Source organism: Nitratifractor salsuginis DSM 16511, assembly GCF_000186245.1.
Classification (GTDB): domain Bacteria; phylum Campylobacterota; class Campylobacteria; order Campylobacterales; family Sulfurovaceae; genus Nitratifractor; species Nitratifractor salsuginis.
On the sequence record NC_014935.1, the window covers coordinates 1990378 to 2005953 of the forward strand.

Consider the following 15576-nt stretch of genomic DNA (forward strand, 5'->3'; position numbering starts at 1 on the left):
GAGGGAAGTCTACTCCTCGAAGTTCTCCTGCTGAAGCAGTTGCTCTTTCAAGACCCGTTTGAGCACTTTGCCGGTGGCGTTTTTGGGAAGAGCTTCGGTGATGTAGAATTTCCGGGGAATTTTGAAGTTAGCCAGATGCTCCCGCAGATGGGCTTTGAGCTTGGTAACATCCGGGCGCTCTCCCTCCTCGGGCTCGATATAGGCCACGGGGACTTCCCCGTTCTTTTCGTCGGGGATTCCGATGACCGCCGAAGCACCCACCCCCGGGAAACGGTCGATCAGGTCTTCGATCTCCCTGGGATAGATATTGATCCCCTTGGAGATAATCAGGTCTTTCTTGCGATCGACGATGTAAAGATACCCTTCCTCATCCATAGTCCCCATATCCCCGGTACAGAGCCAGCCGTTGATGATGGTCTCGGCCGTCGCTTCCGGGCGGTTGAGATAGCCCTGCATCACATTATCGCCGAAGAGGATGATCTCCCCCACTTCCCCACGGGGCAACTCCACCATATTTTCGTCGACGATCTTGACCTGGTATCCCGGCATAGCGGGGCCCACGGAACGGTCTTTTTGTTTGTGAAGGGGGTTGATGCAGACGGCGGGGGAGCTTTCGCTCAGGCCGTAACCCTCGAGCATCTTCGCCCGGCGGAACTTTGCGCGCATCGCTTCGAGGGTCTTGGATTGCAGCGGTGCCGCTCCCGAGACGAAAATCCGGATCTTGTTGAAGGCCATGAAATACCACGGCAGCTTCGCCTTGGCCAGGGCGTTGTAAACATCGGGGACCCCGAAGAAGATCGTCACCCGCTTCAGAAGCGCCTGCTTGAAAATGTTGCTGAAGGGACGCAGGGATTGGATGATGACGATCCCCCCTCCTACATAGAGAGGCAGGATCAGGCCGATGGAGAAGGTAAAGGCGTGAAACATCGGCAGGAAGACAATGGTGCGGTCCCGATGGGTGATGTGCAGGAGGCGGCTTCCCGACTCGGCGTTGGAGAGGATGTTTTTGTAACTGAGCATTGCCCCCTTGGGTTTGCCGGTGGTCCCGGAAGTGTAGAAGAAAACGGCCAGATCATCCAGCGTCCGCATCACCGGTTTGCACTGTAGGTTCTGGGAAAGCGCCTCTTCGAAGCTGAGGTTCTTCTCGTCTGCCAGGCGCAATCCCCCTTCCCAGATGATCCGCTCCATCTTCTCTCCGGCGATGGAGTCGTGGACCACCTTTTCGTGGACCGCGGAAGCGATCAGGATCTTCGCCCCGCTGTCTTCGAGGATGTAGCTGAGTTCGTCGGCTTTGAGAAAGGTATTGATGGGAACGGTAATGCCGCCCACCTTGCTGATCGCCAGCACCGCCACGATAAACTCCCAGGAGTTGCGCATAAACAGAGCCACCCGGTCCTCGGGTTCGATGCCGAGATGATGGAGCGTTCCCGCAAAGGCATCCACCTTTTTGAGCAGCTCCCCGTAGCGGATCGTCTTCTCCCCGACGAAGAGCGCTTTGCGGCGCGGGTGGCGGCGGCCGTGGTCGAAGACCACCTCATAAAAATTGTTATACCGATACTGCAGCGCACCCATCTTAAAATCCCGCTCCTTTAAAATTTGTATTCAAAACCGACAGTCGTCAGGATCGCCCCGCCTTTGTCGAAAGTTCCGACTATCCCGTATTCATTGTGATCCGCTGCGGATATATGACGCTTTTTCTTATGATCATAGAGAATTGCCATCCCCCACTTCAGATTTTCGGTCTGCTGAAAGCTAAAGCCGGCACTGAAAATGTTGGCATCACTGTCAGGTAGCTCATAGCTCAGGGAGTGGGAAGGAACAGGGGTTTGATCATAAGCGTATCCCCCCATCAGGGTCAAACGGTCGTTCCATTTGTAGCTCACACCGATTCGGAAAGTGTTGGTGTCCCGCCACTGCTTGTTCTTCGGATCGTCGAAATAGGGAACGAGCGCAGGAGGGATCGGTGTATCGTATTCAAAATCGAGCTTTTGATAAGCCGACCAATAGGTCCGTTCATAGACCAACTCCACTGTGAGACGATCATCGAAAGTCTTGGCGACACCGATATTGAGGGCCGCGGGCATAGGGATCGTGACTCGGGCGCTATAGGCACGCCCTACACCGCCGAGATAGAGATTGGCCGTTCCCTCTTCGGTGAGATCGACCCGGGAGCGGTAAGTAGCCCCCACTTCCCAGTCAGACCCGGGATGCCAAGCCAGGGCCAGGTTGTAGCCCACGGCGGTAGTATCCCCCCACATTTGGCGTCGCAGGGGAATCCCCGCTGCCCGGCCATCACTATTCACCTTGCCTTCACTGTAGATGAAACGAATTCCCCCGGCCAGAGCTAAAGTATCGGATATTTTGACGGAAAGGGAAGGATTAAGCTCCGCCGTCATCAGATAGAATTTCTCCGCAAAGGTCTTTTGGATCGGGCTGTTCCATCGCCGCGTCTGACCCACCGGAGCCGTCAGGCTCACTCCCCAACGGGCACGCCCCTGGGCGCTGTGGACATAGTGCAACGTCGGAAAGACCGCCCACTCATGCTCCGACTCTCCATCGGCAGGTACAAAGCCGTGCCCCGGGAGGAACTGCAACCCCTTGTAATCCATATCCGGCAGGTGCACTAGGGTCAGATCCGCCTCCGCATAGTGGGTTTTCGGATCGAGAAAGGCCATATTGGCCGGGTTGTAGTAGGCACTATCCGCCCCGGTGGTATGGGCGATATGGGCCGCTCCAAGCGCCATCCCCTCCAGTGACTGTTCGGGGATCTTGTATCCGCCCGCCGCCAAAACTCCCAGGGTCCCGAAGTAGAATAAAAGTCCTCTTTTCATCATCCTCTCTCCTTAGTATCCCACCGTCGCCCGGCGGACTTGGCTGAACATTTGCGCCACGACCCCATAAGCATAAGGAGCGCACTCAACGTGTCCATAGCGCAGTGCCGTTCCCGGATCGCCGGTGATCGCCACTTCTACCGGGACGACACTCACATCCCGGGCGTGGAAGGTATTGCTCATCACATCGGCAGTAGCCGAGGAGATCTGGTAGGGAACCACATCATCCCCCATGCAGTGGACCAGCCGCACTGTCGTCTGCGGAGCCCAGTAGGCGGTGCTGTTGCGCAGCAGCGCTCCATAGAACCAAAAGCTTCTATTCTCATCCAAGACCTGGGTAATCGCCTCATCGGTAAAGAGATCTCGCGTCACGTGGGTCAATTGTTTATCGATTTCGGGTCTCGAATACCGACCGTCAAAGAGTGTAGGCAGTTTTGAAGCGTAAAGCTCTTTGACCAGACTCGTAACAGGCTGGTGATAACTCAGGGCATAGGCGTAGGCGGTATCCGCCATAAAAGAAGGAATCGGCAACGTATCGGAGGAGAGCACCCCTTTGGCCATTTGATCCAACATATAGGGACCGGCCATCGGAGCGGCATAGACCACTCTTTCTCCATCCGCTTCCAGCTTCTGCAGGGCCGCCATCGCCACATATCCCCCCTCGCTGTATCCGGTCACATAGAGTTGGCCGTTGAGGGGGAAGCCGTTCTTTTTGGCGAAATTGCGTGCCGCTTCGATGAAATCCTCGGTCGCTGCAGCGGAGGAGTTCTTCAGCAGATAGGGGTGATAGTGATTCGCTGAACTCCCGTAGCCGATGTAGTCAGCCTGAAGCGTCACAAATCCAGCCATCGATGTCAAAATCACTGGAGAGCCCACAGGCTCCATCGTCGCTTCGGCAACGGCAGTCGGCGCCTCCTTGTCGGCGAAGATCGTCCCGTGGGAGTCACTGACCAGGGAAAGGCCCTTACTTTTCATAAACGCAAGCTTCCGGGCATCGGCGGGAGTCGTTCCCTCCTCTGTCGGCACAACCATCAAACCCGACGCCTTGACCGGCAAGCCATCCTCATCCACCGTCTCGTATTCGATCCGGTAAGCCCGATAGCCAAAGAGAGTCGAATTCTCATCCACTCCCGGTGTTCCTTTCTTGATCAGGACCTGCCGCAAGGCATTCGCGGGAAGGTCGACGAGCACTTCACCTCCCTGAACCTTCGCCGTCTCAAGAGGCTCACTCCCTCCGCCGCAGCCGTTCAGCAGCCAGGCGATCCCCGCGATCGCGATCCATATTCTCCATCCTTTCATACTCTTCCTCCTCCTTTCTTAATTTGTGAGCCGGTCAAGCTCCGATCAATTCATAAAGTTTCCGGATCTCTTCGGGCCAGAGACTCTCGTCGATGGTCTCGATGATTAGGGGAATATCATCCATCCTCGAATCGTTCATAATGAGCCGAAAAGGTTCCCAGCCCAGCTCCCCCATCCCCAAGGAGTGGTGCCGGTCCACCCTCGAACCCAGAGGCGGCTTGGAATCGTTGATGTGCATCCCCTCCAGGTAATCAAAGCCCACAACTTCATCAAAGGCTTGCATCGTCTTCTCATAAGCTTCCGGAGTGCGTAGGTCATAGCCGGCAGTAAAAGTGTGACAGGTATCGAGGCAGACTCCCACCCGCTCTTTGGCTTCCACCCTATCGATCAGATGGGCGAGGTGTTCGAAACGGTAGCCCAGATTGGTCCCCTGCCCCGCAGTGTTTTCGATCACCAGCTTGACCCGGGAATCGGGGGTCGCTTCAATGGCCCGATTCATACTCTCGGCGATCCGGTCCAGACACTCCCGCTCCGCCGCCCCTAGCTTCGCTTCATAGTCGGGGTCCCTCTTGGGGATTTTAACCAGGTGGCTCCCCGGATGGAAGTTGAGCTTCTCCAATCCTAACTGATTGCAACGCTCGATCTCGTGGATAAAGGATTCCAATGATTTTTGTCGCTTTTCCCCTTCGGGATGCCCCAGATTGATAAGATAACTGTCGTGGGGCAGAACATGTCTGGGGGCAATGCCGCTGGCTTCCAGATTCTTTTTAAAAGCTTCGATGCTCTCTGCGCTCAGAGGCTTCGCTTTCCATTGACGCTGGTTTTTAGTAAAGAGGGCGAAGGCTTTTGCCCCGATCTTTTGGGCGTTGAGGGGTGCATTCTCCACCCCGCCGCTTGCGCTGACATGGGCGCCGACATATTTATTTGCAGAAGACATTCTACTCCTCTTTACGGATTTCGATGAGAATATGATTGATTGTATCGCGAAAAATCACGGAACCGTTTAAGACGCGGTATTCGATCGCATATCGCCCCTCTTGTGTGATTTTCTGTATCACGCCGAGCCCATTGTGCTGTATTCCTACTCCCCCGAAAATCGGTTCACCGGCCAAAACATGGGCCAATAGCTCGGGAGGATACTCCGGGCTGAGATAACGGAGGTTAAAGGTTTTTGCCGACATACAAAGGACCCCGGAGCAGATACGCTCGGGAGTGACCGTCAGCTTCATCACTGCTTGGCCGTTTGCATAGATCTCCAGGCGATGCTTCACCCCCGTATACGTGAGAAAGCCCTGGTCCGCATAGCGCATCGCAGGGGTTTTCCAAATGACAAAGACACTCTCCTGACGGAAGGGGGGCTCAGGCGATAAACAACCGTTCAAGAGCATCAGAAGAGCTCCGGAAAGCAGAAAGTGAAAAATTTTCATCATTTTTTTATTAATCTCCACTGTTTTTAAGAATTTTATAAGGATGCTCTCCCTATAATTGCGCCTACCAAAACAAAACAAACGGCCCCTTCATCTAGCGGTTAGGATTCCAGGTTTTCATCCTGGCCACAGGAGTTCGAGTCTCCTAGGGGTCACCACTTCCGTTTTGGTTTCTTCCCAAAAATTATATTCATTTTCTGATAAATTTCCTCCCTAAAATTTTCTCTGTTTCGTCCGAACATATCAGATTTGATCCATCCTTTCACCGGTATGCAACCTATGTAGCAAAAAAGTTGAGCCTCTTTTGATAAGATCATCGATGAAATGAACCGAAAGGTTCTAAATCACAAGAGGAAAAGGAGTGCAGCATGAATCTCACACAGTTCGATCCGATCCGCGAATTTCAAAATATGCAAAAGACCTTTGAATATATGAACCAGCTTTTCAATGCAGTAGAGAAGAACCCGGAAGCACCTGCCGTGGATTTCATCCCCGCCGTCAATACCCGGGAAGCCGACGATGCCTACTACATCGAAGTGGACCTTCCAGGCGTGAAAAAAGAGGATGTCTCCATCAGTGTCGACGACAATGTCCTCACCATCTCCGGTGAGCGCAAGCTCAAAGAGGAGCGCAACGACGAAGAGTTCTACCGCGTCGAGAGCGTCTACGGCAAATTCGAGCGGAGCTTTACCCTCCCCGAAGATGTGGATGCCGACAAAATCGAAGCGGAGTTCAAAGACGGAGTGTTGACCGTTCGCATTCCCAAAGCTCAGGTTGTCGAAAAAGCTCCCAAGAAGATCGAGATCAAATAAAAGGAGGTGCCGGATGAGTGAAGTCAAAAAAAAGAATGAAATCCAGAATGTAGAGAAGAAAGTCGAAGAAGGAGTAGTAGAGGTCGGCAAGAAATTCAAGGAGGCCCTCTCCAATGTCGCCCGCCATCTTCCCAAGGCCAACCTCTCCCGCAGCCCCAAAAAGGACAGTTTCACTATCGAAGTGGACCTGCCCGGGGTAAAGAAAGAGGATATCAACGTCAGCATCGAGGGAGACTACCTCATCGTCACCGCCGAGCGGAAGATGAAAGAGGAGGTCAAGAAGGAGGATTACTACCTGATGGAGAGTGCCTTCGGCAAATATACCCGAACCTTCTACCTGCCCGAAGACATCGACCGCGACAGTATCGACGCAAAATACGAGGATGGACGGCTCATCATTACCTTTGAAAAAGTCGCTTCCAAGAAACGCCGGGATATCGCAGTCAAATAAGTACCATTAGCCCAAAAGGGATACAATGACGATGTATCCCCATATCAAAGAAGGAGAAAGAGATGAAAGAATCTGTCAGCGAAAAACTCAAAGAGGTCATCGAACCCAACAAAGAGAAAGAAAATTTGGGGCATGTGACACTGCATCAGGCCAGAGAAATGATCCAGGATGCCGGAGCGATCCTTCTGGATGTCCGCCCGCCGGCGAAAGTAGTGGGGGATAATGCCCAGGAGGCCGACATCCCCAACGCTTACTATATGCCCTATCCCGAGTTCTACGACTATGCCGACGAACTTCCGGTCAACAAGGCCGATCCGATCGTCGTCGCCTGTCTAAAGGGTTGGTTCGCCAACCGCGTGATGGGTTATTTGGAAATGTTGGGATACAGCAACGTTTACGTTCTGGACACCAACATCGAAGATCTCATCGAAGTCCACAAAGCCCACGCCAAGTAATCTCCTCCCCGGCTCTCGCCGGATGTGACGCGGGACATTACTTCTCTATGTCGTATATTCATCCTCTAGTGTGGTACTATAACTCTATCCATCATTTCCAGTAAGGAGCCCCCAATGTTCAAATTCAAACAGTTTACAGCACTAATACTGTTTACATTTCTCGCCTTCAGCAGCTTTGTATCGGCCGAAAGCAAACAAGTCCTCGATATGCAGATCCAGGAGACGATCAAAACTTTTGAAAAGAAAGTCCCGGGGGCCCGGGATTTTCTCAATCGTACCGAAGGCTATCTGGTCATTCCCAATCTCTACAAAGCCGGCTTTGTCGTCGGGGGGGAGTATGGCGAAGGAGGGCTCCTGGTCAAAGACCCCCTCCAGCCGGGGCAGCCGTCTCACTTTCATATCGCCGCCTACTACTCTGTGGTAGGAGCGTCCATCGGTTTCCAGGCCGGGGCGCAGAAGCGGTCGATCATCGTCGCCTTTTTGACCCGTCCGGCTCTGGAGAGTTTTATGAAGAGCAATAAATGGAAAGTGGGTGTCGACGGGTCGATTGCCTTTGTGGATGTAGGGGGCACCCTGGACCTCAGCACCATCGACCTCAAGAAATCCATCGTCGCCTTCGCCTTCGGCAACAAAGGCTTAATGGCCGGCGTCTCGCTTGACGGCTCCGTCTTTACCCGCATCAAGAAATAACGCGCTCGGGTTCACGCCCCGTAGAGCCATCCCGCGGCAATCAATCCTTCCATAAGCAACAGAAGAAAAATCCATCGATAACGAATCGACAAAAGTGCCGTCACCCCATATCCCCATAAAACCCAGGAGGGCAAAATCTTCTCAACCGTCTCTGAATCAAGCGGCAGAGTAAAAAGCCGGCTCAACACCTCATCCAGGATCCCTCCCGCCCCCAAAAGATGCAGCAATATCGCCAAGGGATAAAAAGGAACAAAAAGAAGCGAAAGGAGCGGGGAGAGAAATTGCCACGGGTTCACCGAAGGAAATAGGCTATGTCCCACCGGCAACATCAGCCAAAAGACCCCGATCGGCAAAATCACGCCCCCGACGATCCATTCCGGCAAATGACCGAAATATCTCAAAAGCAAAAAGATAAAAAAGACCCCCGTCATCGAGAGCCAGAAACTCATCGAAACAAGCAAAACCGGGTCCAGAGCCAGGATAATCGCCCCGGTGATGAGCAAAAAACGAAAACTCAGCAATTCCACCCCCAGAAGCACCGCACTCCATCCCAAAACCAGCATCACATAGGAGCGAAGCAGCGAAGGAGGTATCCCGGTCAGCCAAAGGTATCCGCCAAGCAGCAGCAGACTCAGGCTCCCCAGATCCACAAGCTCATAACGCCAGGGGAACCAGCGCCTCTGGAGCAGACGATAAAGGGGCCGCAGCAACAAAAAGATCATCCCCCAAATAATCCCCAGATGAAAACCGCTCAGCGCCACCAGATGACTCACCCCCAGCGCTGCGATCCTGTCTCTCAATGCACTTGGCAGCGGATCGGCCAGGAAGATCCCCCGATAGAAGTCTGCCATCTCCTTATCGCGATGCTGCCGATCGATCAGCCGGGCTATTCGGGTTTTGAGCCCCTTTGATGCAGGAGCTTTTTCGAGAATTCGAGAAGAGATGTAGGGGCCTTTGAGATAATCGATAAAGCTGATTCGCTTCGAAGGAAAAAGCTCCAAGCGGACTCTTTGGCCCTGTAATGCCTGATGACGATAGCTCCGGGTATAGAAATCCATCCCTTTCACACTACGAAGTTTCAGGATGTGATAGGATTTTTTTCCCGAATGATGGGGGATCTCTTTGAGTACTGTGGCCCAGGTATAATAGAAGGGTTTGGCGAGAAGATCCCGGTACTGCCAGTGAAGCCAAGCCAGATGGATCCCCAATATCAGGAGCGTTGCGCTAAAGAAGAGGAACCACTCCCGACGTCCCTCCAGGAGCGGTACCGGCTGAATCACACGGGACATCGAAGAATCGTTGGCGTTTTGTTAAATGGGCGGAAGCTCGATCGTCCCTTCCCGCATATCGATGTTGCCCTCTTCGAAGACCACTTCGAAACCGCTGCTTCCCTTGTCGGCATCCACGAAACGGGTGAAACGCTTCTGGAAGATCAGATCCACCGTTCCCGTAGGGCCGTTACGCTGCTTGCCGATGATCAGCTCCGTCTCCTCCTCCATTTTGGAGCGGAAGGTGCTTTTGTACTCCTTGCCCTCAGCTTTGGCCTTCATCTCTTTTTCCTTCTCCTTCGCCTCCCGGTAGACATCGTCGCGGTAGACAAAGAGGATGATGTCGGCATCCTGCTCGATGGCCCCCGACTCCCTCAAGTCACTGAGCATCGGACGCTTGTTCTCCCTCGATTCGAGAGAGCGGTTGAGCTGGGAAAGGGCGATGATGGGCATCTGCAGCTCTCTGGCGAGCTGTTTGAGCCCCCGGCTGATCTCACTGATCTCCTGCTGCCGCCCTTCGCGGCCCCCCTCCCCGCTCATTAGCTGGAGGTAGTCGATGATCGCCATACTGATCTCGGGATGCTGGGCCTTGAGCTTGCGGAGTTTGGAGCGCACGTGATGGATTGTGGCATACCCCCCGTCATCCACGAAGAGCTTGCGCCGGGACATATCCTCCACCGCCGTCGCCAGCTGGCTCCACTGATCGTCGGTCAAATCTCCCACCCGAAGGGATTGCAGGGGAATGGAAGTTTTGGCCGAGAGCATCCGCAGCATCAGTTGCTCGGCGGGCATCTCCAGGGAGAAAAAGGCGACCCCCTCTCCCCGCTCCACAGCCCGCAGGGCCATATTGAGCACCAGGGCCGTCTTTCCCATCGCCGGACGTGCCGCCACGATCACCAGGTCCCCCTTACCGAAACCGCTGGTCTTGTCGTTGAGGTTGCGAAAGCCGGTATCGACCCCGATGAGCTTGGAGTTGCCCATCGCTTTGAGGCGCTCAATCTCCTGCATCATCGAGAGGGTGATCTCATCAGAGGGGCGAAAATCCTCGCTCACGCTCTCCTGGGTAATTTCGTAAAGCTTCTGCTCCACCCGGTCCATCACTTCGGTCGCTTCCAGATTCTCCTCGACGGTGAGCTTCTTGATCTCCGTCGCCAGGGTCACCAGAGAGCGTTTGGTCGCCAGAGCCTTGATCTCTTCGACATAAGCCTTGGTGTCGGTGATGGGGTTGGCCGAGAGCACCTCCACCATCTCCGCTTCGTCAAACTTCCCGACCCGCTCCAGCTCCTTGCGCAGAAACTCTTCGTCGATAGGTTTTTCCGCCAGGCTGAGCTGTTCCATCGCCCGAAAGAGGTGCTGATGAAAAGGAAGGTAAAAGTCTTCGGGCTTGAGCCGGGCGGCGATCTCCTCGAAGATCTCCGGATCGAAGATAATGGCCGAGAGCACCGCCCGTTCGATGTTGAGGTTGTAGAGGTTTTCCATCAGTGATTCACTCCTACTGGAAAATCAAATGAATGGTGAATAATGAATGATGAATGATTATGGTTGGTTTTGCTTTGCAAAACACTCCTTTTTAATAAAATTGCTTTTCGTAAAAAAGCATACCAAAACCATTCACCATTAGCCATTAATCATTCAGCCTGAGCCTGAGCGGCCATCTTTTCCACCTCTTCGACGAAGCGATCCACCAGCTGTTCTTCGGGCAGTCGGGCCACCACTTCCCCCTTGACCATCACCAGCCCGACCCCCTTGCCGTAGGCGATGGCCACGTCGGCGTGCTTGGCTTCGCCGATGGCGTTGACCACACAGCCCATCACTGAGACGTTAAGCGGGGTTTTGATGTGGGCAGTGCGGCGCTCCACCTCCGCCACGGCACTCACCAAATCGGCCTCGATCCGGCCACAGGTGGGGCAGGAGATGATGTTGAGTCCCTCCTGGGCGCGGCCGGCGTCTTTGATGATGGCCCGCCCCACTTCGATCTCTTTTTCCAATTCCCCGGTGATGGAGACCCGAATCGTATCCCCAATGCCATCCAGCAGCAGCGAGCCGATCCCGATGGCCGATTTGACCGTGGCGTGAAAGAGGGTCCCCGCCTCCGTCACCCCCAAATGGAAGGGGTAGTTGTTCCGGGGCCGCAGTATCCGGTATGCTTCGACGGTACGCTCCACGTCGCTGGCTTTGAGGGAGACTTTGATGTCGGTGAAGTCCAGGTCTTCGAGAAACTTGATGTTGTATTCGGCACTGGCCACCATCCCTTCCGCCGTCGCCCCATAGCGATCCTCAAACTCCTTTTCGAGCGAGCCGGCGTTGACCCCCACCCGGATGGGAAGCCCCCGCTCTTTACACGCTTTGACAATCTCCTTGATCCGTCCCTTCTCCCCGATATTCCCCGGGTTGAAACGGATACAGTCGACCCATTTGGCAGCTTCGAGCGCCAGACGGTAATTGAAATGTATATCGGCGACAACCGGCAGGTTGACACGCGCGACAATCTCCCGAAGCGCCAAAGCATCCTCCATCTCCGGCACCGCCACCCGGACGATATCGCAGCCGGCGAAGTGGAGACGGTTGATCTGCTCGACTGTCGCCTCCACATCCCGGGTATTACTAAAAGTCATCGACTGCACCGAGATCGGGGCATCCCCTCCCACGGGCACGTCACCGATGTAGATCTTTTTGGTAGGAAAACGTTGAGTCATCGTATTTCCCTTTCGGGGAAAAATGAGGAATGAGGAATGAGGAATGAGGAATTTTGGAAACGAAACGTCGTTTCGATTTTTATTGACATAAATTGCCTTTGCTATATGATGTTAAAACAATATCCAACTTTTTTGGAAGCCCATAGCTTTACGGAGTAAAGCTTACCAAAACTCCTCACTCCTCACTCTTAACTCCTCACTTTGAATTTGGCTTTAGCTAAATTCAACCGGGTCCATATCGATCTCGATCCCTCGGCCCGCGACGGCGTGGAGCGCCTGCAGCAGGGGTTTGCGTTTTTGGGCTCTAAGCAAAATGGTGTAGCGGTATTTCCCGGCGATACGTTCGATGGGGGCGGGGCCATATCCCACGATCCCGATACCGGGGAAAGCCTGCAGCTTCGCGGCTGTCTCTTCGGTCAGGGCGGCGGCTTTGGCCTCCTCTTTGTGGGCGATGAGGATCCGGGCCAAATGGGCGAAGGGAGGATACTCCGCCATCCGCCGAAACTCCGCCTCCTCTTTGAGAAAAGGTTCGTAATCCTCCAGCCATGGGGCGAAAAACTCCGGCTGGGCACTCTGGATCAAGATCTGGGCATCCTTGCTCCGCCCGCTGCGGCCGGCGATCTGATGAAGCAGCGCCACCGCCCGCTCTTTGGCCCGGTAATCCCCCATCCCCGCCAAATAATCGAGGCCGGTGATGACACTAAGGGTAATGTTGGGATAGTCGTGCCCCTTGCTGAGCATCTGGGTCCCCACGATCACGTCGCTCTCCCCCGATTCGATCCGTTTGAGGGCTCTTTCAAGTTTGCCGGGGGTCGTGATGGCATCTTTGTCGAACTGCTCGATGCGAATACCCGGAATCGCCCGCTCGATGATCTCGATCGCCTCCTCCGTGCCAAGGCGGTCGCTCTTGAGAGGCAAATGGCCGCAGTGGGCACAGCGCTCCCGGATCGGCTCGGTATAGTTGCAGTGATGGCAGCGCAGATGGCGGTAGCGGCGGTGCAGGCTCATCCCCACGGAGCAATAGGGGCACTCGTGGGTCTTGCCGCAATTTTCGCACCAGAGATATTTGAAATTGGCCCGGGTCGGCACAAAGACCAGGCTCTGCTCCTTTTTACGGTAATTCTCTTCCAACGCTTTGAGGATAGGCAGAGTGATACTGTCGCCGGGGATAAAGCGGTAACGCTTACGGGTCTTGACATAGGGCTCTTTGAGCCGTGCCACGGGGTATTTGACATAGCTGCCCACCGAGGGGGTCGCGCTAGCGAGCCAAACCTGGGCGCCGAGCTTTTTGCCCAGATAAAGCGCCAGATCCCTGGCATGGTAGCGGGGACGGGTCATCGCTTTGTAACTGTCATCATGTTCTTCATCCACGATGATCAAGCCCAGATTCTCCAGAGGCACGAAGAGGGCCGAGCGAGCCCCCGCGACGATCCGGATCTCTCCGGAGCGTATCCCTTCGAGGATTCCCTCTCGCTTCTTGCGGGTCAGCCGGGAGTGCCAGAGAGCCACCCGCTCCCCGAAATAGCGCTTAAGGCGCTTTTCCATCTGGGGGGTCAGGGCAATCTCCGGCATCAAGAGGATCGTGCTTTTCCCCACCCGGAGCATCTCCGCCATTCGGTGAATATAAAGCTCCGTCTTCCCCGACCCCGTCACCCCAAAAAGCAGTGCCGTCTCTTTCCCGCGAAGCTCCTCGTAGGCTTTGCGCTGTTTGTCGCTCAGAACCGGAAGTTCGACAGAGAAGTCTGTATTCTGGGACAAGATTTGATCTTCAGGTTTCGATCCGTTTTCATCGAAGGGGAGAAAAAGGGAGAGGGCTTCGCCAAAGGAGGAGAAATAGTACTCGGCAATAAACTTCGCCGCCTCCATTTGCCAGGGGCGATAACGAAAAGGGAGAATCTCGGCGATCTCCTCGGTAGCAAACTCCGGCTTCGCGACCTCGGCTATTACCACCGCCTCTTTTACAGTCCCTTTGACCGGTACCCTAACCTGCTGTCCCACCTCGAGGGGCTGCGCAAAGCGATAGGTCAGGATCGGTGCCGCAGAACGTAGCAAAGCAAGATTATAGTAGCAGAACTCTACTTCTTTTTGATCGGGCATGGCGCATTATAGCACTCCCGTTACACCGCCCAAAAGTTTATTATCTCGGTAGGAACAAAGTGTCAGGTTTCACCACGTTGTTGAAGCCAGAGCAGTGTGTCGGCTTTGAACATCTCAGGAGATTTCCTGAATAGATCAGATTCCAGATTATACCAGTAGCGCAATGCTTCAAAAGGTGTTTTGACTTTCAATTCCTTTCTGAGTCCTCCGTGGCGTCTGGTAAAGAGATAGTAAAGAAGGAACTTATCCAAATCCATTATCATCTGCTTTAGATTTTCATAGTTCTGTACTTTGATGGTTCGCTCTTTAATCAGACCATTGGCTCGTTCGACCATTCCGTTGGTTTGTGGAGTGAAGGGTTCCGTGAGACGATGGGTGATCTTTAACGCTTTGCAGAGCTTGTCGAAGCGATGGTTTCCGGTCGGTTCCTTTCGTCCCTGACTGAATCGGTCGGTAAATTCCATTCCGTTATCGGTCAGGATATGAGTGATCCTAAAAGGGAAGAAGCGTTGACACTCTTCGAGGAAATCCATTGCACTACCGGCACTTCGGCTTCGGTAGACCTTGTAGTACATCAAGCGTGTCGCACGATCGATGGCTACAAAGAGATAGTATTTGACTCCATCGATCTTTGGCAGATAGGTCACATCCATATGGACAAAGCCCGGAGCATACTCTTTGAACTTCTTTGCCTTGGCTCGCTTCTCTTCGGGAACACGGCTGATCTTCAATGTTTTGAGCGTTCGGTACACGGCAGATCGACTGATACCGGGAAACACACTTCGTAGGATCTCTACCAGATCATCCAGGGGCATCCAGGTACAGGTTCGCACGATGCGTACAATTTCCCGCTCCAGGTTATTTAGCGCATAATGAATCGTATGGGGCCGACTGCTACGATCTTGTGTCTCTTGACGGTTCCGCCACTTACTGATTGTCTGAATACTGACACCGAAACGTCGGGCCAACTCTTGATTGCTTGCCTTGGATTTCTGTATACTTTGGCGTATATGCGAGTTGGTCCTCGCATTGCAATGATAGTGCTGTTTCATCTCTCCTTTGCCTTATTCTGAGATGTCTCAGCCTATCACTCCTCTCTTGAATTTCAAATTGAACCCAAGCTCACACCTTCCATCAACAACGTGGTGAAACTGGAGAACAAAGTGCTATAAATCACTCATTCCACTTACGCTGCATGATTGTTTGACCAGTTTATTGTTCTGCACTTTGAAAGCACAAGTACTTCCATCCGGTGCAGTAAAGGTGAAGGTATCCCCACTGCGTGACCAATCACTCGGCAAACCATATTCCAGTAAGCTTTCAGCCGCGGAACCATTAATATCAGTGAAGTCTCCCTTGAGAATCTTCTTTTGTCGCTCCGTTGCTATAGCAGAACGAAGAGCGCCCACCGTTGCACGGGCTCTTGAGATCATAGCATCATCACGGGTAGCTGCAAACTTTGGAATTGCAATACTTGCTAATATGCCTACGACAACGATAACAAAAATGAGTTCGATCATTGTAAAAGCATGTTTCACCTTTTACTCCTC

General features: G+C 53.6%; 15 protein-coding genes and 1 tRNA gene. 5 read left to right on the plus strand and 11 right to left on the minus strand.

Annotation, left to right across the window (positions count from 1 at the left end; genetic code table 11):
* Positions 1 to 9: 9 nt before the first annotated feature.
* The 5 genes from NITSA_RS10155 to NITSA_RS11210 are packed head-to-tail and all read right to left on the minus strand — an operon-like array spanning position 10 to position 5440.
* The gene (locus tag NITSA_RS10155; protein ID WP_013554943.1) at positions 10 to 1572 is read right to left on the minus strand and encodes a long-chain-fatty-acid--CoA ligase; all 1563 of its coding nucleotides are present in this window, start codon (positions 1570 to 1572) and stop codon (positions 10 to 12) included.
* Between the two features lie 17 nt (positions 1573 to 1589).
* Positions 1590 to 2834 carry an OmpP1/FadL family transporter gene (locus tag NITSA_RS10160; protein ID WP_013554944.1) on the minus strand — a complete coding sequence of 415 codons (1245 nt, stop codon included), beginning with the start codon at positions 2832 to 2834 and terminating at the stop codon, positions 1590 to 1592.
* A 9-nt stretch (positions 2835 to 2843) separates the two neighbouring features.
* Positions 2844 to 4130 carry an alpha/beta hydrolase family protein gene (locus tag NITSA_RS10165; RefSeq protein WP_013554945.1) on the minus strand — a complete coding sequence of 429 codons (1287 nt, stop codon included), beginning with the start codon at positions 4128 to 4130 and terminating at the stop codon, positions 2844 to 2846.
* A 34-nt stretch (positions 4131 to 4164) separates the two neighbouring features.
* On the minus strand, positions 4165 to 5067 hold the full coding sequence (gene nfo / locus NITSA_RS10170) for a deoxyribonuclease IV (RefSeq protein WP_013554946.1): 903 nt from the start codon (positions 5065 to 5067) through the stop codon (positions 4165 to 4167).
* A 1-nt stretch (position 5068) separates the two neighbouring features.
* Positions 5069 to 5440, minus strand: a complete 372-nt coding sequence (locus NITSA_RS11210; protein WP_148224981.1) for a hypothetical protein — start codon at positions 5438 to 5440, stop codon at positions 5069 to 5071.
* Positions 5441 to 5640: 200 nt separating this feature from the next.
* Between NITSA_RS11210 and NITSA_RS10180 the strand changes: the two genes are divergently transcribed.
* The 5 genes from NITSA_RS10180 (at position 5641) to NITSA_RS10200 (ending at position 7965) form a co-directional block, all read left to right on the plus strand.
* Positions 5641 to 5715 (plus strand) — tRNA-Glu (locus NITSA_RS10180).
* 210 nt (positions 5716 to 5925) lie between these two features.
* Complete coding sequence (locus NITSA_RS10185; RefSeq protein WP_013554948.1) at positions 5926 to 6369, plus strand: Hsp20/alpha crystallin family protein; 444 nt, start codon at positions 5926 to 5928, stop codon at positions 6367 to 6369.
* A gap of 13 nt (positions 6370 to 6382) precedes the next feature.
* Positions 6383 to 6820 (plus strand): Hsp20/alpha crystallin family protein, encoded by a 438-nt coding sequence (locus NITSA_RS10190; protein WP_013554949.1) that lies wholly within the window; start codon positions 6383 to 6385, stop codon positions 6818 to 6820.
* 62 nt (positions 6821 to 6882) lie between these two features.
* Positions 6883 to 7275, plus strand: a complete 393-nt coding sequence (locus NITSA_RS10195) for a rhodanese-like domain-containing protein (protein ID WP_013554950.1) — start codon at positions 6883 to 6885, stop codon at positions 7273 to 7275.
* Between the two features lie 114 nt (positions 7276 to 7389).
* Complete coding sequence (locus NITSA_RS10200; protein WP_013554951.1) at positions 7390 to 7965, plus strand: lipid-binding SYLF domain-containing protein; 576 nt, start codon at positions 7390 to 7392, stop codon at positions 7963 to 7965.
* An 11-nt stretch (positions 7966 to 7976) separates the two neighbouring features.
* On the opposite strand, the gene NITSA_RS10205 is transcribed toward NITSA_RS10200, so the two are convergent.
* From NITSA_RS10205 to NITSA_RS10230, 6 genes are all read right to left on the minus strand, one after another.
* On the minus strand, positions 7977 to 9254 hold the full coding sequence (locus NITSA_RS10205) for a ComEC/Rec2 family competence protein (RefSeq protein ID WP_013554952.1): 1278 nt from the start codon (positions 9252 to 9254) through the stop codon (positions 7977 to 7979).
* A 21-nt stretch (positions 9255 to 9275) separates the two neighbouring features.
* The gene (locus tag NITSA_RS10210) at positions 9276 to 10712 is read right to left on the minus strand and encodes a replicative DNA helicase (protein WP_013554953.1); all 1437 of its coding nucleotides are present in this window, start codon (positions 10710 to 10712) and stop codon (positions 9276 to 9278) included.
* Between the two features lie 149 nt (positions 10713 to 10861).
* Positions 10862 to 11929 carry a flavodoxin-dependent (E)-4-hydroxy-3-methylbut-2-enyl-diphosphate synthase gene (gene ispG, locus NITSA_RS10215; RefSeq protein WP_013554954.1) on the minus strand — a complete coding sequence of 356 codons (1068 nt, stop codon included), beginning with the start codon at positions 11927 to 11929 and terminating at the stop codon, positions 10862 to 10864.
* Between the two features lie 213 nt (positions 11930 to 12142).
* Positions 12143 to 14026: a primosomal protein N' gene (locus tag NITSA_RS10220; RefSeq protein WP_013554955.1), complete on the minus strand. Its 1884-nt coding sequence runs from the start codon at positions 14024 to 14026 to the stop codon at positions 12143 to 12145.
* Between the two features lie 62 nt (positions 14027 to 14088).
* A complete protein-coding gene (locus NITSA_RS10225; protein WP_013554956.1) occupies positions 14089 to 15078 on the minus strand; it encodes a DDE-type integrase/transposase/recombinase in 990 nt (329 codons plus the stop codon).
* A 114-nt stretch (positions 15079 to 15192) separates the two neighbouring features.
* Positions 15193 to 15564 carry a type II secretion system protein gene (locus NITSA_RS10230; protein ID WP_013554957.1) on the minus strand — a complete coding sequence of 124 codons (372 nt, stop codon included), beginning with the start codon at positions 15562 to 15564 and terminating at the stop codon, positions 15193 to 15195.
* Between the last annotated feature and the right edge of the window lie 12 nt (positions 15565 to 15576).